Source organism: Microbacterium sp. NPDC089186, from assembly GCF_040685115.1.
GTDB lineage: Bacteria > Actinomycetota > Actinomycetes > Actinomycetales > Microbacteriaceae > Microbacterium > Microbacterium galbum.
On record NZ_JBFBHJ010000003.1, the window covers coordinates 696535 to 714312 of the forward strand.

The window sequence follows — 17778 nt, forward strand, 5'->3', positions numbered from 1 at the left end:
GCGATCGGGTGCACCCGCCGCGGACAGCGCCTCGCGTCTCCCGGGCCGTCCGGCGCGTCCGACGCGGGCAGCGACCCGCGTCCCGGGCCGTCGGGCGCGTCCGCCGCCGACGGCGCCCGGCCTCAGAGCCACTTCGACGTCAGGTGCTCCGACGAGATCCGACGGAGGGTGCCCGAAGCTCCACGGAGAACGACGCTCTCGGTGTAGATGAAGTCTCCGTCGCGCCGCACGCCCTGCACGAGCTGACCGTCGGTCACACCCGTGGCGACGAAGATCGTGTTCTTGCCCTTCACCAGGTCGTCGGCCTCGTAGACCGTGCCGTCGATCTTCAGGCCGGCATCCTGGCCCTTCTGCTTCTCGTCGTCGGTGCGGGGCGCGAGCACGCCCTGGATGTGACCGCCCAGGGCCTTGATCGCGCACGCGGTGACGATGCCCTCGGGGCTGCCGCCGATGCCGACGCACATGTCGGTGCGGGCGTTGTGCCGGGCGGCGTTGATCCCCCCGGCCACGTCACCGTCGCTCATGAGGCGGGTTCCGGCGCCGGCCTCGCGGATGTCCGCGATGAGCTGCTCGTGACGGGGTCGATTGAGCACCGACACCACGATCTCGTCGACGGGCTTGCCGAGCGCCTTGGCCAGCAGACGGATGTTCTCGCCGATGGGCAGGCGGATGTCGACCACGCCGACACCGGCGGGGCCCGTGACGAGCTTGTCCATGTAGAAGACGCTCGACGCATCGAGCATCGTCCCCTGGTCGGACACCGCGATCACCGAGAGCGCGTTCTGCCGCCCGGCAGCGGTCAGCGACGTGCCGTCGATGGGGTCGACCGCGACGTCGCACCGGGGTCCGCGGCCGCTCCCGACGCGCTCCCCGTTGTAGAGCATCGGGGCGTTGTCCTTCTCGCCCTCTCCGATGACGATCGTGCCGTCGAAGTTCACGGTGCTGAAGAACGCGCGCATCGCGTCGACCGCCGCACCGTCGGCCGCCTCCTTGTCGCCCCGCCCGATGAAGGGAACGGCCCGGATGGATGCCGCCTCCGTCGCCCTCACCAACTCCAGAGCCAGGTTGCGGTCGGGGTGCAGAGGACTCATGTCGGCAGTCAGGCTCACCATGGGCCCACTGTATCCAGCAGAGTCGACACATTCGGCGGTTTTCCACCGCCCAGACCCGAAGGAATCAACGTTCTTAACGAATCGACAGAACTGCCCGGTTCCTGTCGCACCGACACCGTCACGATCCGGCGCCTTCGCTAGGCTGACGGTGTCCCGACAACACCAAGGAGCACCTCCATGCCCGTCGCTTCCCCTGAGCAGTACGCCGACATGCTGGACCGCGCGAAGGCCGGCGGCTTCGCGTACCCCGCGATCAACGTCTCGAGCTCGCAGACCATCAACTCGGTGCTCCAGGGCCTGACCGAGGCCGGCTCCGACGGCATCCTCCAGGTCACCACCGGTGGTGCCGACTACTTCGCCGGTCACACCGTCAAGGCCCGCGCCACCGGTGCCCTCGCCTTCGCGAAGTACGTGACCGAGGTCGCGAAGAACTACCCCATCACCGTCGCGCTCCACACCGACCACTGCCCCAAGGACGCCCTCCCCGGCTTCGTCCTCCCCCTGCTCGAGGCCTCAGAAGAAGAGGTCAAGGCCGGACGCAACCCGATCTTCCAGTCGCACATGTGGGACGGCTCGGCCGTTCCCCTCGACGAGAACATCGACATCGCCGCGGAGCTCCTCCCCCGCCTGAAGAACATCAACGCCATCCTCGAGATCGAGGTCGGCGTGGTCGGCGGCGAAGAAGACGGCGTGCAGCACGAGGGCTCGAACGAGGCTCTCTACACGACGGTCGCCGACGTGACCAAGGCCGTCGAGCGCCTCGGCCTCGGCGAGAACGGCCGCTACATCTCGGCCCTCACCTTCGGCAACGTCCACGGCGTGTACAAGCCCGGTGGCGTCAAGCTCCGCCCCGAGCTGCTGGGCGAGATCCAGGAGGGCATCGCTGCGAAGTTCGGCACCGGCCCCAAGCCCCTCGACCTGGTCTTCCACGGCGGCAGCGGATCGACCGACGAGGAGATCGCCCTCGCGGTCGCCAACGGCGTCATCAAGATGAACATCGACACCGACACCCAGTACGCCTTCACGCGCTCAATCGCGGGCTACATGTTCTCCAACTACGAGGGCGTGCTGAAGCTCGACGGCGAAGTCGGCAACAAGAAGCAGTACGACCCCCGCGCGTGGGGCAAGGTCGCCGAGTCGGCCATGGCCGTCCGCGTGGTCGAGGCCACGAAGCAGCTCGGCTCGTACGGCCAGTCCAAGAGCTGACCCCTCGTCACCCCGCGAACGCCCCGGCTCCGGTCGGGGCGTTCGTCGTTTCCGGATGCCGCGCCCCCGGCGCTCCACCCTGCCCCTCCCGCCACCCACGGCGAGACGGCATCCCACCGACATCTCGGCGCCGGCCTGCACCCGAGACGTCAGCACCGCGCAGCCTCGCGCGCCGCAGCGGGACTGAGCCCGCAGGAGCGTCCCGGAGCGCGGGCCCCACGACGGCGGGCGCGCTCGGACGGACGACTCAGCTGCGGTACACCTCGAGCACCGTCGGCGCCCCCTCGGGCGACGACACGACCTCGATCGCATCCCCCGCCCGCACCTCGCCCGCCCGGCGCACCCGCAGGTACGCTCCCAGCCGGCCCTCGTCCGAGAAGCGCTTGACCCACCCGCGCGCCGCCGCACCGCCGACCCAGCGTGCGAAGGTCGCGCAGGGCGTGCGGGGCATCGTCACCTCCACCTCGACGGTGTCGCCGATGCGCCACACCTCCCCGATGCGGGCCCCGTTGACATCGAGGCCCTCCACGCGCAGGTTCTCGCCGAACCATCCCGCGTACAGGTCGCGCCCGAGTGCGTCCTCCCAGAACGCTGCATCCTCCGCCGCATAGGCGTAGACCGCCTTGTCACGACCGCCGTGGTGCTTGCGACTCGCCTGCACGTCGGCGCGCACCCCGAGCGTGCCGACGCGAACGAGGCCATCGAGTGCGCGCTTGTCGATCGCGGTAACGCCGACGGAGCCGGCATCCGGATGCAATTCGTGAACGGCGCAGACGGCGACGAGACGGGGCATGGATCGATGCTAGAACGTCGACGCCGCACGTCCGCACCCGCCTCACGGCGCGGTGAACTCGCGCCGCATGACGACGGTGTCGCCGTCGAGGGTACGGATCTCGACCGACCCGATGTCGGCGGCCGCCAGATCGGTGCCGGCGCTCAACTCGGTCGTCGATCCCGGACCGGCGCGCCAGGTCGACAACACACTCGTCGCTCCGGTGTCGTCGGTGATGGCGAGCGCGTACGGCCAGCCCCCGGGAGGAGCGTCGAGCACCTGGCCGGTGTACTGGCACACGAGGTCGATGCGCGTTCCCCACGGGGCCGAGGTCAGCTTGACCGACGCCTCCAGGGGCGCGCCCGCCACGCCGTCCAACGCGTACACCGTTCCCGACGACGACACGGCGCTGTTCACCGCGACGACGCCGGGCACGGCGATCGCGACGAGCGCGATCGATGCCGCGAGCACCCACCCGGTCGCGCGGCGTCGACGCCGGCGTCTCGCCGTGTCCAGCACGCGGGTGCGCAGGGTCGGGTCCGGGGCGGCCAGGGGCACGTGGCCCGTGCTGGGGCTGATCGCGCGGGCGCGCTCGGCCGACAGGCGGGACAGCAGTCCCGCGGTCGGCGCGAGCTCGGCGACCGCGGCGCGGCAGTCCGCGCACACGGCGAGGTGGGCCTCGAACTCCGCGCGGTCCGGAGCCGACAGCGCTCCAAGCACATAGGCGCCGTCCCAGCTCGACAGACGCTCGTGGTCGACGTTCACCGGGTCACTCCTCTCTCCTGCAGGGCGAGCCGCAGCGCCCGCACCGCGTAGTGCAGTCGAGACTTGACGGTTCCGGAGGGGATGCCGAGCTCCTCCGCCGTCTGAGCGACGCTGCGCCCGCCGTAATAGGCGCTGACGATGACCGCCCGGTGGTCGGGCGTGAGCGTCGCGAGCGCCTCCTCGACGAGGAGCGCGTCGAACATGGCATCCGTGTCGTCGTCCCGCGCCGTCTCGGGCAGCTCGTCGACGGGCTGCTCGTGCCGCCTCCGGGCGCTGCGCGCCTCGTCGATCACGAGGTTGCGGGCGACCGTGTACATCCACGACCGCAGCGATGCCGGGTCGTCGCTCATCACCCGCGGCGTCCGCCACGCCCGCAGCAGCGTCTCCTGCACGATGTCGTCGGCTCCGGCGTGGTCGCCGGTCAAGCTCACGACGTAGCGCCAGACGGGGGTGGCGTGCGCGTCGTACAGCGCCGTCAGCTGCGCGTGTTCGTCTCTCGCCACGGCATCCCCTCTCCCTCGCTCACAGGGGACACGGGATACCGGGCCTCGCGGTTCAGTTCGGAACGCTGTCGAGGATCGCCGACATGAAGGTCGCGTCGCCGACGAGGGCCATCGTCACGCAGATGCCGGCGATGAGCGCCGTCGCGACGAACCCGACGAGGGGGATCCAGAACGCGACCCGGCCGCGTCGCAGACGCCGCCAGGTGAACACGGCCGTCAGCAGCCAGCCGACGCCGTACACGAGGGCGGCGGCGGCACCCCAGACGTACCCGGCCGACAGGTTCGTGAACGTCGCCGTCACACCCAGCATCTGGGCGCCGCGCTCGGCGTACTCGGGGAAGTTCAGCAGCTGCACGATGGTCGTGACCACCGAGAACAGGCCGTAGAAGAGCAGCCCGAAGGTGACGATGCGATCCACGCGCGCCCCGCGCGTGGCGGGCGCGACGAAGCCCGCAGGCGCGTCCGCGACGGGGGCGGCCTGCGGCTGCGGCTGCGGCGCGACACCGGCGTCGAGCGCCTCCGTCACCTCGGGCCGCTGGATGCGGGCGCGCTGCTCCTCGGCCGTGGCGTATTCGCCGTACTGCGGGCGGGGACGCTCGACACCGCCACCCTCGTCCGACGAGCGGGAGTCGTCGCTCACGCGCGACCCCGGCCGCCGAGGGCCCGGCTGTCGCGCTTGCCGGCGGCATCCTGGCGCAGCTCCTTGGGGAGCGAGAAGATCAGGTCCTCCTCGGCGGTGCGCACCTCTTCGACGTCACGGTATCCGGCACCGGCGAGCTCCTCGAGCACCTCGGTCACGAGCACCTCGGGCACCGAGGCGCCACTGGTGACGCCGACGGTCTGAACGCCCTCGAGCCACTCCTGCTTGACCTCGTCGACGTAGTCGACGCGGTAGGCGGCCTTGGCGCCGTGCTCGAGGGCGACCTCGACGAGACGCACGCTGTTGGAGGAGTTCGCCGACCCCACCACGATCACGAGATCCGCGCCGACGGCGACCTTCTTGATCGCGACCTGGCGGTTCTGGGTGGCGTAGCAGATGTCGTCGGAGGGCGGGTCCTGCAGTTCGGGGAAGCGCTCGCGCAGGCGCCGGACGGTCTCCATCGTCTCGTCGACCGAGAGCGTGGTCTGCGACAGCCACACGACCTTCGACGGGTCGCGCACCTCGATGGTGTCGGCGTGGTCGGGCGAGTTGACGACGGTGACGTGCTCGGGAGCCTCGCCGGCCGTGCCCTCGACCTCCTCGTGTCCCTCGTGACCGATCAGGAGGATCTCGAAGTCGTCGCGCGCGAACCGCACGGCCTCGCGGTGCACCTTCGTGACGAGGGGGCAGGTCGCATCGATCGCCTGCAGGCCCCGATCGGATGCCGCCGAGACCACCGCCGGCGAGACGCCGTGCGCGCTGAAGACGACATGCGCCCCGGAGGGGACCTCGTCGACCTCCTCGACGAAGATCGCCCCCTTCTTCTCGAGCTCGGTGACGACGTGGATGTTGTGCACGATCTGCTTGCGCACGTACACCGGCGCCCCGTAGCGCTCGAGCGCCTTCTCGACGGCGATCACGGCGCGGTCGACGCCCGCGCAATACCCGCGGGGCGCGGCCAGCAGCACCTTCTTCTGTCCGTTGACGGGGATATCCTGGAGCCGCCCGCGTCGACCCGGGATACGGGGAACGGGCAGGTGGACGGCAGGTGAGCTCACCCCTCGATTCTACCGGGGCGCCCCTGGACACCGGCCGAACCTCCCCCCACCGCTACCCGCACGGATACGATGACCCCTTCCCCGCCCCGCCCCTCCCGCCGACGTCGGCATGCATTCGAGCGGACCTCATGACCTCCTTCCAGCCCGAGACCATCCCCGGCCAGGCCCCACCGGCCGACAGCGTGCACCCCCGCGATTCGCGGACCGACGCGCCCACCTCCGTCTCGCGCCTGAACGACACCATCCGCGGCTTCATCGAGCGGTGGGGCTCCGTGTGGGTCGAGGGCGAGATCACCTCGTTCAACCGCCGCGGCGGCAACGTCTTCGGGCGGTTGAAAGACCTGGGCACCGAGTCGACGGTGTCGTTCCGGATCTGGTCGAGCACGCTCGCACGCCTGCCGAAAGACCTGCAGGTCGGCGATCACGTCGTGGCGTGCGTCAAGGCCGATTACTTCCCCCGCACCGGCGACTTCTCGTTCGCGATCTCGGCGATGCGCCACGTGGGCCTGGGCGAGCAGCTCGAGCGTCTCGAGAGGCTGCGGGTGCAGCTGCGATCCGAGGGGCTTTTCGACCCCGCGCGCAAGAAGCGCCTGCCCTTCCTCCCCCAGTGCATCGGACTCATCACCGGCGAGAATTCGGACGCCGAGAAAGACGTGCATCGCAACGCCGAACTGCGCTGGCCGCGCGTGCACTTCCGCACGAAGCATGCGGCGGTGCAGGGCGACCGGTGCGTGCCCGAGACCATCGCCGCCCTGAAGGCGCTGGATGCCGATCCCGAGGTCGACGTGATCGTCATCGCGCGCGGCGGCGGCGATCCCCAGACCCTGCTCGGCTTCAGCGACGAGCGTCTGCTGCGCGCGGTGGCCGCGGCATCCACGCCGATCGTCAGCGCCATCGGCCACGAGAACGACCGCCCGCTGCTCGACGAGGTCGCCGACGTGCGCGCCTCGACGCCGACCGACGCGGCCAAGCGCGTGGTCCCCGACGTGAGCGAGCAGCGCGCGCTGGTGGCCCAGCTGCGCGCGCGGCTGACCGGGCGCCTGACGCAGCGCGTTGTCCACGACATCGCCCAACTGGAGCAGATCCGCTCGCGTCCTGCTCTGCGCACCCCGCACGCCATGCTCACCTCCCGCGCTCAGGAGCTGTGGATGCTGTCGAACCGCGGCCGCGACATCGTCGATCGCCGCCTCGAGAGCGAACGGCGGCGCACGCGCGAGCTGAGCGCGGGGCTGCGCGCCCTCTCGCCCGTGGCCACCCTCGCCCGGGGGTACGCCATCGCACAGCTGCCCGACGGGGCGGTGCTGCGCGACGCGGCCGATGCCCCCGCGGGGACCGCGCTGCGACTGACGCTCGAACAGGGCACGGTCGCGACGACCTCGGAGGGCGTCGTCCCGGATGCCGTTCCCCACGGCCCCTCCCCCGCCGCCGCTCCGTTCGACGACGAGGCACCCGACGCCGGCTCCGCCGGCGGGGCCGCCTAGAATGGATGCCATGACCGCGACGACCCCCGGCCCCGCTGCCGACGTCGCCTCCCTGTCGTTCGAGCAGGCCCGCGACGAGCTGGTGCGCGTGGTCGCCGAGCTCGAGCAGGGAGCCCCCACGCTCGAGGAGTCCCTGGCTCTCTGGGAGCGCGGCGAGAAGCTCTATGCGCGCTGCGAAGAGTGGCTGCTGGGGGCCAAGCGCCGCCTCGACGCCGCACGCGGCGAAGGGGACGACGACTGATGGCCCGCGTCGTCGCCCATCTCGGCCGCCCCGAGACCCCGCAGGAGACCGCCGACCGCAAGGCGGAGTCCTCGCGTCGGTACCGCTCGAGCAAGACCTTCCGCAACCTCATCGCCGCCCTGCTGGTGACGGTCGCCGTCGTGTTCGTGGTGGTCGCGGGCGTCCCGCGCGGTGAGCCGACGCCGCCCCCCGCCCCTGACGTGCCCGCCCTCGCGGCCGGCATCGAGGCGGACCTCGGGCGCCCCGTGCTCTCCCCGTCGCTCGGCGACGGGTGGCGGGTCAACCAGGCCACGACCGAAGGCGTCGGCGGCACCGAAGCGTGGACGATGGTCTACGTCCGCTCCGGCGAATCCGGGTTCCTCCGCGTCGCACAGGGGTTCGACGCCGACGAGAACTGGGTCGGGCAGGTGCTCGACGGCACACGCAGTACCGAGACGGTCGACATCGACGGCATCACCTGGAACGTCTACCGCCCCGCCAACCCTTCCGGGACGGGCAACATCGACTACGCCCTGGCCACCCCGGCCGGCCCCGACTACGTCCTCGTGTACGGCGATGCCGCACCCGAGACCGCGGCCCTGGCGGCCGCATCCGTGACGTCGCAGATCGAGCAGTTGAGAGAGGTCCCGTGAGCGAGCGCATGACCCCCCGTCAGGTGTGGCAGCAGATGGTGGAGGGCAACCGACGCTTCGTCGCCGGCGAACCCGCCCACCCCCGTCAGGACGTCGAGCGTCGCGCCGAGCTCGCCAGCTCGCAGCACCCGACCGCAGCGCTGTTCGGGTGCTCCGACTCTCGTCTCGCCGCCGAGATCATCTTCGACGAGGGGCTCGGCGACCTCTTCGTCGTGCGCAACGCCGGGCAGGTCATCTCGGACTCCGTCATCGGCAGCCTCGAATACGCCGTGGGTGTGCTCGAGGTCCCGCTCATCGTGGTGCTCGCACACGACGCCTGCGGCGCCGTCGGCGCGGCCATCGACAGCACGGGCGTCGACGCCCCGACCCTCCCCGCCTACATCTGGCGGCAGATCGCCCCGATCGTGCCGGCCGTGCGCCGTGTCCAGCGCGAGAACGCCGTCGACGGGCACCTGCCCGACCACGTCGACCCCGAGCTGGTGGGCCGTGAGCACCTGCGCCACACCGTGGCCGACCTGCTGCGCGCCTCGGAGCTGATCAGCGAAGCCGTGGCCGAGGGACGCACAGCCGTCGTGGGCGCGAACTACCGTCTCGACGAGGGGGAAGCCTTCCCCGTCGTCATCGTGGGCGACGTCGACGACGCGCGCATCTGAGAACCGCGCACCCGAGACGCGCCCGACCCCCGCGCACCTGAGAAACCGAACGACTGACCTGGAGGAACGACGACGTGACCGACACCGAGTACCGCATCGAACACGACACCATGGGTGAGGTGCAGGTACCCAAGGACGCCCTGTACGCCGCGCAGACCCAGCGCGCGGTCGAGAACTTCCCGATCTCGGGGAAGGGTCTGGAGTCGACCCAGATCGCCGCTCTGGCGCGCATCAAGAAGGCCGCGGCGCTCGCCAACAAAGACCTCGGCACGCTCGACGGCGCCATCGCCGACGCGATCGCGCAGGCCGCCGACGAGGTCATCACGGGCCGCCACGAGGCGCATTTCCCCGTCGACACGTACCAGACCGGTAGCGGCACGTCGTCGAACATGAACATGAACGAGGTGCTGGCGACGCTGGCCACCGGCATCCTGGGGTCGACCGTCCACCCCAACGATCACGTCAACGCCTCGCAGTCGTCGAACGACGTCTTCCCGACCTCGGTCCACATCGCCGTGACCCAGGCGCTCATCACCGACCTCATCCCGGCACTCGAGCACCTCTCGGTCGCCCTCGAGGCCAAGGCCGACGCCTGGAAGGGCATCGTGAAGTCGGGCCGCACCCACCTGATGGATGCCACTCCCGTCACCCTCGGTCAGGAGTTCGGCGGCTACGCGCGGCAGATGCGTCTGGGCATCGAGCGCGTGCAGGCGGTCCTCCCCCGCGTGGGCGAGGTGCCCCTCGGCGGCACCGCCGTCGGCACCGGGATCAACACCCCCCTCGGCTTCCCGCAGAAGGTCATCGAGCTGCTCGCGGAAGAGACCGAGCTGCCCATCACCGAGGCGAAGGACCACTTCGAGGCGCAGGCCAACCGCGACGGACTCGTCGAGGCCTCCGGCGCCCTCCGCACGATCGCGGTGTCGCTGACGAAGATCAACAACGACATCCGCTGGATGGGTTCGGGCCCGAACACCGGTCTCGGCGAGCTCCACATCCCCGACCTGCAGCCCGGCTCCTCGATCATGCCCGGCAAGGTGAACCCCGTCGTGCCCGAGGCCACCCTCATGGTGTGCGCCCGCGTCATCGGAAACGACGCCACCGTCGCCTGGGCCGGCGCGTCCGGTTCGTTCGAGCTCAACGTGGCCATCCCCGTCATGGGCACCGCGCTGCTGGAATCGATCCGCCTCCTCTCGAACGCGATGCGCGTACTCGCCGACAAGACCATCGACGGCCTCGAAGCCAACGTCGGCCGCGCCGAGGCGTTCGCCGGGATGTCGCCGTCGATCGTGACGCCGCTGAACAAGGTCATCGGGTACGAAGCGGCCGCGAAGATCGCCAAGCACTCCGTGGCGAAGGGCATCACCGTCCGCGAGGCCGTCATCGACCTCGGCTACGTGGAGCGCGGCGAGATCACCGAAGAGGTGCTCGACGCGAAGCTCGACCTGCTGTCGATGACCCACCCGGGCTGAATCGACACGCACCACCTCCGACGCCGAGGCGCGCCATAATCGAAGGATGAGCCCCGCGACGAGACCTGTCTCGACGCGGGTGCGACTCCTCGGGGCGCTCCTCGGCGTCGTGCTTCTCGGCATGATCGTCGCGGGCGGGGTCACCTTCCTCGTCCAGCGCGACCGGGTGCTCGCCAATGCGCAGCGTCAGCTCGACGGCTTCGTCGCCACGGTCGCCACCAGCGACGAGACCGCGGCCGACCTCGTCGACGCGGTGATCCCCGGCCGCACCGACGGCACTCTCGCCGTCGACGACGCGCGCGTGCTCGCCGCGACTCCGTCACCCCCCGGTCTCGCCGTCGGGGATGACCAGGGGCTCGTCGATGCGCTCGATCGCGCGATCACCGACGGGCGCCTCACCGGCCGCCTCGACAGCACCCGAGGACCGGTCATGTACGCCGCTGCGGCGGCATCCGGCGGCTATGTCGTGCAGGTCATCTCGATCGACCAGCGCATGGAGCTGGTGGCGTTGTCCTCCGTCACCTATGCATCCACGGCCCTCGCCGTGCTCGTCGTGGTGGGCGCGGTCGGGTGGTTCGTCACCGGACGGCTCTTCTCCCCCCTGAGGCGTTTGCGCGACACAGCGGACTCGATCACGATCGACGACCTCGGCACGCGCTTGCGCGCGCACGGTAACGACGAGATCTCCGATCTGACCACGTCGGTCAACTCCATGCTCGACCGCCTCGCGATGTCCGTCGAGGCGCAGCGTCAGTTGCTCGACGACGTGCGCCACGAGCTGAAGACGCCGATCACCATCGTCCGCGGCCACCTCGAGATGATGGACCCGGCCGATCCGCACGACGTCGAGGAGACGCGTCAGCTCGGAATCGCCGAGCTCGACCGCCTCACGCGTCTGGTCGACGACATCGACACGCTCGCCGACGTCGAGGCCAATGCGTTGTCGTCCGAGGTGATCGACGTCGCCGCCCTGACCGACCGCGTCGCGGAGCTCGCCGGCGCTCTCCCGGGTCACCCTTGGAGCGTGGCGCAGCGCGCACGCGTGCGTATCGCGGGCGACGCCGACCGCCTGGTCCAGGCGTGGCTGCAGCTCGCCGACAACGCCGCGAAGTACACCCCCGAGGCGACACCGATCGAGATCGGCAGCACCGCTGACGACACCGCCGCGCACCTGTGGATCCGCGACCACGGTCCCGGCATCCCCCCGGCCGCGAGGCATCGGGTGTTCCGGCGGTTCGACCGCCTGTCGACGCGGCGCGGCGTCGACGGCTCGGGGCTCGGGCTCTCGATCGTGGATGCCATCGCCAAGGCGCACGGCGGTCACTGCTCCATCGGCGACACGCCGGGAGGCGGCGCCACCTTCACGCTGCATATCCCGCTCACGGGAGCGCAGTCCCCCGCCGCGCTGCCGACGCCCGTGCGCGCCGGCGACGTCGTCATGCACAGAGAGAGGCCACCGGATGACCCGCATCCTCATCGCCGAGGACGAAGACCGCATCTCCGCGTTCGTGGCGAAAGGCCTCGAGTCGGCCGGTTACCAGACGCTCATCGTCGATGACGGCGCCGACGCGCTCGACACGGCCCTCTCCGGCGAGGTCGACCTCGTGCTCCTCGACGTCGGGCTGCCCTCTCTCGACGGCTTCGAGGTGCTGCGGAGCCTGCGCGGTCAAGGCTCCACCCTGCCGGTCATCATGCTCACGGCTCGGACGAGTACGCGCGACACCGTCGACGGTCTGGACGCGGGAGCGAACGACTACGTCGCGAAGCCGTTCAAGTTCGACGAGCTCCTGGCTCGCGTGCGGTCTCGGCTGCGCGAGCCCGTCACCCTCGGCACGATCACGGTGGCGCACGGCGACGTGTCGCTCGACGTCCTCGCCCGCCGCGCGACGGTGGGCAGCCGCGAGGTCGATCTCAGCGCCCGCGAGTTCGCCCTGGCGGAGGAGTTCATCCGTCACGCAGGACAAGTGCTCTCGCGCGAGCAGCTGCTGAGCCGGGTCTGGGGCCTGGATTTCGACCCGACGTCGAACGTCGTCGACGTGTACGTCCGCTACCTGCGAGCCAAAGTGGGGCCCGCCCACATCGTCACCGTGCGCGGAGCCGGCTACCGCTGGGAGTGAGCCCGAACCCCCGAAAACCCCCGGCGGGGGGATCGACCGGGGGTTTTCGAGAGAGATCGCGTCGGTGGTCTTCCGACTCACCCGAAGAGCGGTGACCTGCGCGAGCGCGGACCTCGTGTTTTCTTAGGGGGAACCGCCGGGGCGGTGGCGAGGTCTCCCTCGCCGATGTGACCACTCTGTCTGGCGTTCGTGAGAAGCCGGAGAGCCGAAGATGAGAACCCTCTCATCTGCAGCGCTTCGCGGCGCGCTCCGGCACCCCGGCTCGCGCACGAAGGAGGGCCGGGATGCCGCGGCATCCCGGCCCTCCTTCGCGATTCACGACAGTTCGCCGGCCTCCAGCAGTTCCGTCACCAGTGCGGCGATGGCCGAGCGCTCCGAGCGCGTGAGCGTGACGTGCCCGAACAGCCCGTGACCCTTGAGCGTCTCGATCACCGAGGCGACGCCGTCGTGACGCCCCACGCGCAGGTTGTCGCGCTGCCCGACGTCGTGGGTGAGCACCACGCGGGAGTTCTGTCCGATGCGGCTGAGCACCGTGAGCAGCACGTTGCGCTCGAGCGACTGCGCCTCGTCGACGATCACGAACGCGTCGTGCAGCGAACGACCGCGGATGTGCGTCAGCGGCAGCACCTCGAGGAGCCCCCGCGCCAGCACCTCCTCGAGGACGTTGCCCGAGACCACCGAACCCAGCGTGTCGAACACCGCCTGACCCCACGGGCCCATCTTCTCGGCCTGGTCGCCCGGGAGGTAGCCCAGCTCCTGCCCGCCGACCGCGAAGAGCGGGCGGAACACGATGATCTTCTTCTGCTGCTGGCGCTCGAGCACGGCTTCGAGCGCCGCGCACAGGGCGAGCGCCGACTTCCCGGTGCCGGCCCGGCCGCCGAGAGAGACGATGCCGACCTCGGGATCGAGCAGCAGGTCGAGGGCGATCCGCTGCTCTGCCGAGCGCCCGTGCAGCCCGAAGGCGTCGCGGTCGCCGCGCACGAGGCGGTACTGCCCCTTGCCCGTCACGCGGCCCAGGGCCGATCCCCGCTCCGAGTGGATGATGAGCCCGGTGTTCACCGGCAGCCCCACCACCGCGTCGCTGACGGCGACCTCGCTCTCGTACAGGTCGGTGATCTCGTCGCCCGAGACGTCGATCGAGGCGATCCCGGTCCAGCCCGAGTCCATCGCCTGCTCGGCGAGGTACTCCTCCGTCGCGAGACCCAGGGATGCCGCCTTCACGCGCATCGGCAGGTCTTTCGACACCACGGTGACCTCGACGCCGTCCTTGGCGATGTTCATGGCCACCGCGAGGATGCGGCTGTCGTTGCCGCCGGTGCGCATTCCGGACGGCAGGACGGACGGGTCGGTGTTGTTCAGCTCGACGCGGAGCGTGCCCTCGTCGCCGACCGGCACCGGGAAATCGAGGCGGCCGTGCTCGATGCGCAGTTCGTCGAGGTGGCGCAGGGCCTGGCGGGCGAAGTAGCCGATCTCGGGGTCGTGACGTTTGCCCTCGAGCTCCATGATCACCACGACGGGGATCACCACGGAGTTCTCCGCGAAGCGGAAGAACGCCCGCGGGTCGCTCAGCAGGACGGAGGTGTCCAGGACGTACGTGCGCAGGGCCTGATCGGCTCCGGCTTCGGACTCGGTGCTCTCGACGACGTGACGCTGGTCGTACGGTGCTCGTGCAGTCACAACCCACTCCCGACCCGGGTGATGCACCCGGTTGTCACGAGTCGACCTGTGGGTCACGAGTCGCGATCCGAAGGTCGACTCGACCGGACTCCGTGTCCGATGTGATCACCGTACGACCCCGCGACACCCACGAGGGTCGTTAACACGCCGCGAATATGACGAGTTCGTGAACAGCGTGTTCGCGGCGTTCGCCGGTCGAAGATAGTTCACCGGATGCCGAGAACCCGGCGTCGTGCGTCGGCCCGGGCTACTGTCCGAAGCGGCGGTCGCGCGCCGCGAAGTCGCGGATCGCCCGAAGGAAGTCGACCTCGCGCAGGTCGGGGCCGAGCGCCTCGACGAAGTAGAACTCCGAGTGGGCGGACTGCCAGAGCAGGAAGTCGCTCAGGCGCTGCTCCCCCGAGGTGCGGATCACGAGATCGGGGTCGGCCTGACCACCGGTGTACAGGTGCTCGCCGATCTGCTCCGGAGTGAGGCTGTCGGCGAGCTCTTCGAGCGACCCGCCCGACTCGTCGTGCTTGACGATGATCGAGCGGACGGCATCCACGATCTCGCTGCGCCCTCCGTAGCCGACCGCGAGATTCACGTGCAGACCCTGGTGACCGCGGGTGCGCTCGGTGGCCTCGTGCAGCACTTCGGCCAGTTCCGGCGGCAGGCCCTCCGCCCGCCCGACGTGCTGGACGCGCCAGTCGGGCTCGCGCGAGAGCTCGCCGGCGAGCTCGGCGATGATCTCGAGCAGGTCCTGCAGCTCTTTGCTGTCGCGCTTGACGAGGTTGTCGTTCGACAGCAGGTAGAGCGAGACCACCTCGATGCCGAGATCGTCGCACCAGCGCAGGAACTCGTGCATCTTGGCCGCTCCGGCGCGATGTCCGTGCGCGGCGCTGTCGTAGCCGAGTTGTCGGGCCCAGCGCCGGTTGCCGTCGATCATCATGGCGACGTGGTGCGGCACGGTGGCCGGCATGCGACGACGCAGGCGCGAGATGTAGAGACGGTAGAGCGGTCCCCGCCCCTCGTTCTTCCACACGCGCGCCACCCGCCTACGCTACCGCGTCGGGCGCTTCCGACCGCATCGGATCGGGTGGTGCTTCCTGGGGGAAAGGTGAGCGCTGCCCCCATGTTCCTCCCGGGGCATGGGAGCGGACGTACTGTCGAGGAGTGATCCCCCGAACCCCGGCCGACGGCCCCGAGATGCCCCAGCTCCCCCTGCTCGAGGCGGGAGCCGTGGGGGCGCAGGCCGAGCTGAAGCCGACCTGGCGCGGCTGGATCCACGCCGGCACGTTCCCCGTCGCGATCGCCGCCGGGATCGTGCTCATCGCCCTCGCGCAGGGCGCTCCCGGCAAGTGGGCCGCAGCGGTGTTCATGGCGACCTCGATGCTGCTGTTCGGCAACTCCGCGCTGTACCACCGCTTCCACTGGAAGCCCCGGACCCTGGCGGTGCTCAAGCGCATCGACCACGCGAACATCCTGCTGCTCATCGCCGGCACCTACACCCCGCTCGCGGTGCTGGCCCTGCCCACACCGAAGACCGTGCTGCTGCTGTCGATCGTGTGGGGCGGCGCGCTGCTCGGCATCCTGTTCCGGGTGTTCTGGATCAACGCCCCCCGCTGGCTCTACGTCGCCCTCTACCTCGCCCTGGGCTGGGCGGCGGTGATGTACCTCGGCGACCTGCTGGCGGCGAACGTCGCCATGATGGTGCTCGTCGTCGTGGGCGGCCTGCTCTACACCGCGGGCGCCATCATCTACGCCCTGAAGAAGCCCAACCCCTGGCCCGGGCACTTCGGGTTCCACGAGATCTTCCACGTCTGCACGGTCCTGGCGTTCCTCTGCCATTGGACCGCGTGCCTGCTGATCGCCCTCGCTCCGGCGTATCACGGGGGCTGACCGCGCGAGTCGCCGGATCACGTCGCTTCCGAGCGACTGTTCCTGTCGACTGATTCGGAGGCTTCGGATGCCGCGGGCTCGCGGCCGCGGGTCAGCGGCGCGGAGCGGCCGGGTCGATGTCCTCGTCGTCGACGTCGCTGGCCCGCTCCGCTGCGAGCGCCTGCTCCTCGGCGTCCAGTTCCGCGTTGACCTCTTCGCGGTAGCGGCCGCGACGGATGCGACGCAGCATGTCCCACACGAGGAGGAACACGGCGATGCCGATGAAGGCGATCGCGGCGAATCCGAGCGGCCCGGGCGTGACGATCGACTCGTCGGGGGTGACGGCCGGGGAGGGCGTTGTCGCGAGAGCGACGATCACGGGGTGCATGGAGACCTTCTATCCGGGCGGAAGCGCGTAGCCTGGAAGTCCAGCCTAAAGCCCGGAGAGAGCATGACGACGCACGCCCGACTCGACGACCGTTACGGGCGCACGCGCTCTCCGCGACGACGTATCGTCGGCTGGTCCATCGTGGGCGTCCTCGCCCTCGGCGCGATCGGCTTCCTGGGCTGGACGACGGTGTCGAGCAGCCTGAACTCGGTGACCGCCACCGACACCGGCTACACCGTGGTGGACGACCGCACCGTCACCGCGACGTTCCAGATCACCGCGCCCACCGGCCGACCCGTCGCCTGCGCCCTCGAGGCCCGCGACGAAGAGCACGGAACCGTGGGCTGGCGCGTCGTCGAGTACCCGGCATCCGAGGACCACACGCGGGCTTTCACCGAGGAGATTCCGACGCTGTCGCTCGCGACCACGGGTTTTGTCAACGCCTGCTGGGTGCCGTAAACTCGCGGAATCACGACGCGCCCCGGCACGATGCCGGGGCGTTCGACATATCCCCCGCCGACGGCCCGACACCGCCCGCCGTCAGCGCCTCGACGAAGGAGTAACCGTGTCCAACGACGCTCAGGTGACGTTCCTCACGCAAGACGCCTACGACCGCCTGGCCAACGAGCTCGAGCACCTCTCGACCACGGGTCGCGAGGAGATCGCCAAGCGCATCGAGGCCGCTCGCGAAGAGGGCGACCTCAAGGAGAACGGCGGCTACCACGCCGCGAAGGACGAGCAGGGCAAGCAGGAGGCGCGCATCCGCACGCTGCAGCAGCTGCTGAAGGATGCCAAGGTCGGCGAGGCCCCCGAGAGCCACGGTGTCGTGGAGTCGGGAACCGTCGTCACCGCCGTCGTCGCCGGCGGCGAGGAGAAGTTCCTCCTCGGCAACCGCGAGATCGCCGCCAACTCGGAGCTCGACGTCTACAGCGAAGCCTCGCCTCTCGGGGCCGCCATCCTCGGCCTCAAGGAAGGCGACAAGGGCTCGTACACCGCGCCCAACGGCAAGGAGATCTCGGTCGAGATCGTCAAGGTCGAAACCTACTCCGGCCAGTAAGCCCGGTCCGCCCGCGAGCCGCTCCCCCGCCACCGGGGTGGCGGCTCGCGGCGTTTGGGGCGGCCTGCCGCGCACGACGGCACCAATGCCCGTCGCTCGAGCGATCCGCCCCCGCCCGAGCATGTGCCCTCGGTCCGTCGGCTGCCCACG

The 17778-nt window shown here is 70.3% G+C and carries 20 protein-coding genes; 11 read left to right on the forward strand and 9 right to left on the reverse strand.

What is annotated here, in order from left to right; genetic code table 11:
• Positions 1-122: 122 nt before the first annotated feature.
• Positions 123-1112, reverse strand: coding sequence for a class II fructose-bisphosphatase (glpX, locus tag AB0N82_RS13585; protein ID WP_363392232.1), 990 nt, complete (start codon positions 1110-1112; stop codon positions 123-125).
• 177 nt (positions 1113-1289) lie between these two features.
• On the opposite strand from glpX, the gene fbaA reads away from it, so the two are divergent.
• Complete coding sequence (gene fbaA / locus AB0N82_RS13590; protein ID WP_363392234.1) at positions 1290-2318, forward strand: class II fructose-bisphosphate aldolase; 1029 nt, start codon at positions 1290-1292, stop codon at positions 2316-2318.
• 247 nt (positions 2319-2565) lie between these two features.
• Here the strand turns inward: fbaA and AB0N82_RS13595 are convergent, their stop codons facing one another.
• The 5 genes from AB0N82_RS13595 to AB0N82_RS13615 are packed head-to-tail and all read right to left on the reverse strand — an operon-like array spanning position 2566 to position 6056.
• Positions 2566-3111 carry an MOSC domain-containing protein gene (locus tag AB0N82_RS13595; protein ID WP_363392236.1) on the reverse strand — a complete coding sequence of 182 codons (546 nt, stop codon included), beginning with the start codon at positions 3109-3111 and terminating at the stop codon, positions 2566-2568.
• 42 nt (positions 3112-3153) lie between these two features.
• Positions 3154-3855, reverse strand: coding sequence for a zf-HC2 domain-containing protein (locus AB0N82_RS13600; RefSeq protein ID WP_363392238.1), 702 nt, complete (start codon positions 3853-3855; stop codon positions 3154-3156).
• The gene (locus AB0N82_RS13605; protein WP_315995307.1) at positions 3852-4358 is read right to left on the reverse strand and encodes a sigma-70 family RNA polymerase sigma factor; all 507 of its coding nucleotides are present in this window, start codon (positions 4356-4358) and stop codon (positions 3852-3854) included. Before AB0N82_RS13605 ends, AB0N82_RS13600 begins: the two co-directional genes overlap by 4 nt.
• Positions 4359-4410: 52 nt before the next feature.
• Positions 4411-4998: a DUF6264 family protein gene (locus AB0N82_RS13610; protein WP_363392240.1), complete on the reverse strand. Its 588-nt coding sequence runs from the start codon at positions 4996-4998 to the stop codon at positions 4411-4413.
• Positions 4995-6056, reverse strand: a complete 1062-nt coding sequence (locus tag AB0N82_RS13615; RefSeq protein ID WP_315995305.1) for a 4-hydroxy-3-methylbut-2-enyl diphosphate reductase — start codon at positions 6054-6056, stop codon at positions 4995-4997. Before AB0N82_RS13615 ends, AB0N82_RS13610 begins: the two co-directional genes overlap by 4 nt.
• Positions 6057-6184: 128 nt before the next feature.
• Between AB0N82_RS13615 and xseA the strand changes: the two genes are divergently transcribed.
• The 7 genes from xseA to AB0N82_RS13650 all read left to right on the forward strand — a co-directional run bounded on the left by xseA (position 6185) and on the right by AB0N82_RS13650 (position 12649).
• Entirely contained in the window at positions 6185-7537 is a 1353-nt protein-coding gene (xseA, locus tag AB0N82_RS13620; RefSeq protein WP_363392242.1) for an exodeoxyribonuclease VII large subunit, read from the forward strand.
• Positions 7538-7547: 10 nt separating this feature from the next.
• Positions 7548-7778 carry an exodeoxyribonuclease VII small subunit gene (locus AB0N82_RS13625; protein WP_295780378.1) on the forward strand — a complete coding sequence of 77 codons (231 nt, stop codon included), beginning with the start codon at positions 7548-7550 and terminating at the stop codon, positions 7776-7778.
• On the forward strand, positions 7778-8410 hold the full coding sequence (locus tag AB0N82_RS13630) for a DUF4245 family protein (protein ID WP_363392244.1): 633 nt from the start codon (positions 7778-7780) through the stop codon (positions 8408-8410). Before AB0N82_RS13625 ends, AB0N82_RS13630 begins: the two co-directional genes overlap by 1 nt.
• A gap of 8 nt (positions 8411-8418) precedes the next feature.
• The gene (locus AB0N82_RS13635; protein WP_315995891.1) at positions 8419-9063 is read left to right on the forward strand and encodes a carbonic anhydrase; all 645 of its coding nucleotides are present in this window, start codon (positions 8419-8421) and stop codon (positions 9061-9063) included.
• Positions 9064-9137: 74 nt separating this feature from the next.
• Positions 9138-10532, forward strand: coding sequence for a class II fumarate hydratase (locus AB0N82_RS13640; RefSeq protein WP_363392246.1), 1395 nt, complete (start codon positions 9138-9140; stop codon positions 10530-10532).
• Between the two features lie 46 nt (positions 10533-10578).
• Positions 10579-12090, forward strand: coding sequence for a HAMP domain-containing sensor histidine kinase (locus AB0N82_RS13645; protein WP_363392248.1), 1512 nt, complete (start codon positions 10579-10581; stop codon positions 12088-12090).
• A complete protein-coding gene (locus AB0N82_RS13650; protein ID WP_363392250.1) occupies positions 11993-12649 on the forward strand; it encodes a response regulator transcription factor in 657 nt (218 codons plus the stop codon). Before AB0N82_RS13645 ends, AB0N82_RS13650 begins: the two co-directional genes overlap by 98 nt.
• 315 nt (positions 12650-12964) lie before the next feature.
• Here the strand turns inward: AB0N82_RS13650 and AB0N82_RS13655 are convergent, their stop codons facing one another.
• Both AB0N82_RS13655 and AB0N82_RS13660 read right to left on the reverse strand, forming a co-directional pair.
• Entirely contained in the window at positions 12965-14326 is a 1362-nt protein-coding gene (locus AB0N82_RS13655) for a PhoH family protein (protein WP_315995299.1), read from the reverse strand.
• 247 nt (positions 14327-14573) lie between these two features.
• Positions 14574-15356, reverse strand: coding sequence for an isoprenyl transferase (locus AB0N82_RS13660; protein WP_315995298.1), 783 nt, complete (start codon positions 15354-15356; stop codon positions 14574-14576).
• Between the two features lie 155 nt (positions 15357-15511).
• On the opposite strand from AB0N82_RS13660, the gene AB0N82_RS13665 reads away from it, so the two are divergent.
• A complete protein-coding gene (locus AB0N82_RS13665; protein ID WP_363392295.1) occupies positions 15512-16204 on the forward strand; it encodes a hemolysin III family protein in 693 nt (230 codons plus the stop codon).
• 91 nt (positions 16205-16295) lie between these two features.
• On the opposite strand, the gene AB0N82_RS13670 is transcribed toward AB0N82_RS13665, so the two are convergent.
• A complete protein-coding gene (locus tag AB0N82_RS13670) occupies positions 16296-16571 on the reverse strand; it encodes a hypothetical protein (protein ID WP_315995297.1) in 276 nt (91 codons plus the stop codon).
• A 63-nt stretch (positions 16572-16634) separates the two neighbouring features.
• On the opposite strand from AB0N82_RS13670, the gene AB0N82_RS13675 reads away from it, so the two are divergent.
• Both AB0N82_RS13675 and greA read left to right on the forward strand, forming a co-directional pair.
• A complete protein-coding gene (locus tag AB0N82_RS13675) occupies positions 16635-17030 on the forward strand; it encodes a DUF4307 domain-containing protein (RefSeq protein ID WP_315995296.1) in 396 nt (131 codons plus the stop codon).
• Between the two features lie 106 nt (positions 17031-17136).
• Positions 17137-17628 (forward strand): transcription elongation factor GreA, encoded by a 492-nt coding sequence (greA, locus tag AB0N82_RS13680; protein WP_295840371.1) that lies wholly within the window; start codon positions 17137-17139, stop codon positions 17626-17628.
• Positions 17629-17778 lie beyond the last annotated feature (150 nt).

Excerpts from the sequence above, each read along its gene's own strand:
- glpX (WP_363392232.1), bottom strand. The coding sequence starts at position 1,112 with ATGGTGAGCCTGACTGCCGACATGAGTCCTCTGCACCCCGACCGCAAC.
- fbaA (WP_363392234.1), top strand. The coding sequence starts at position 1,290 with ATGCCCGTCGCTTCCCCTGAGCAGTACGCCGACATGCTGGACCGCGCG.
- AB0N82_RS13595 (WP_363392236.1), bottom strand. The coding sequence starts at position 3,111 with ATGCCCCGTCTCGTCGCCGTCTGCGCCGTTCACGAATTGCATCCGGAT.
- xseA (WP_363392242.1), top strand. The coding sequence starts at position 6,185 with ATGACCTCCTTCCAGCCCGAGACCATCCCCGGCCAGGCCCCACCGGCC.
- AB0N82_RS13625 (WP_295780378.1), top strand. The coding sequence starts at position 7,548 with ATGACCGCGACGACCCCCGGCCCCGCTGCCGACGTCGCCTCCCTGTCG.
- AB0N82_RS13630 (WP_363392244.1), top strand. The coding sequence starts at position 7,778 with ATGGCCCGCGTCGTCGCCCATCTCGGCCGCCCCGAGACCCCGCAGGAG.
- AB0N82_RS13635 (WP_315995891.1), top strand. The coding sequence starts at position 8,419 with ATGACCCCCCGTCAGGTGTGGCAGCAGATGGTGGAGGGCAACCGACGC.
- AB0N82_RS13645 (WP_363392248.1), top strand. The coding sequence starts at position 10,579 with ATGAGCCCCGCGACGAGACCTGTCTCGACGCGGGTGCGACTCCTCGGG.
- AB0N82_RS13650 (WP_363392250.1), top strand. The coding sequence starts at position 11,993 with ATGACCCGCATCCTCATCGCCGAGGACGAAGACCGCATCTCCGCGTTC.
- AB0N82_RS13665 (WP_363392295.1), top strand. The coding sequence starts at position 15,512 with ATGCCCCAGCTCCCCCTGCTCGAGGCGGGAGCCGTGGGGGCGCAGGCC.
- AB0N82_RS13670 (WP_315995297.1), bottom strand. The coding sequence starts at position 16,571 with ATGCACCCCGTGATCGTCGCTCTCGCGACAACGCCCTCCCCGGCCGTC.
- AB0N82_RS13675 (WP_315995296.1), top strand. The coding sequence starts at position 16,635 with ATGACGACGCACGCCCGACTCGACGACCGTTACGGGCGCACGCGCTCT.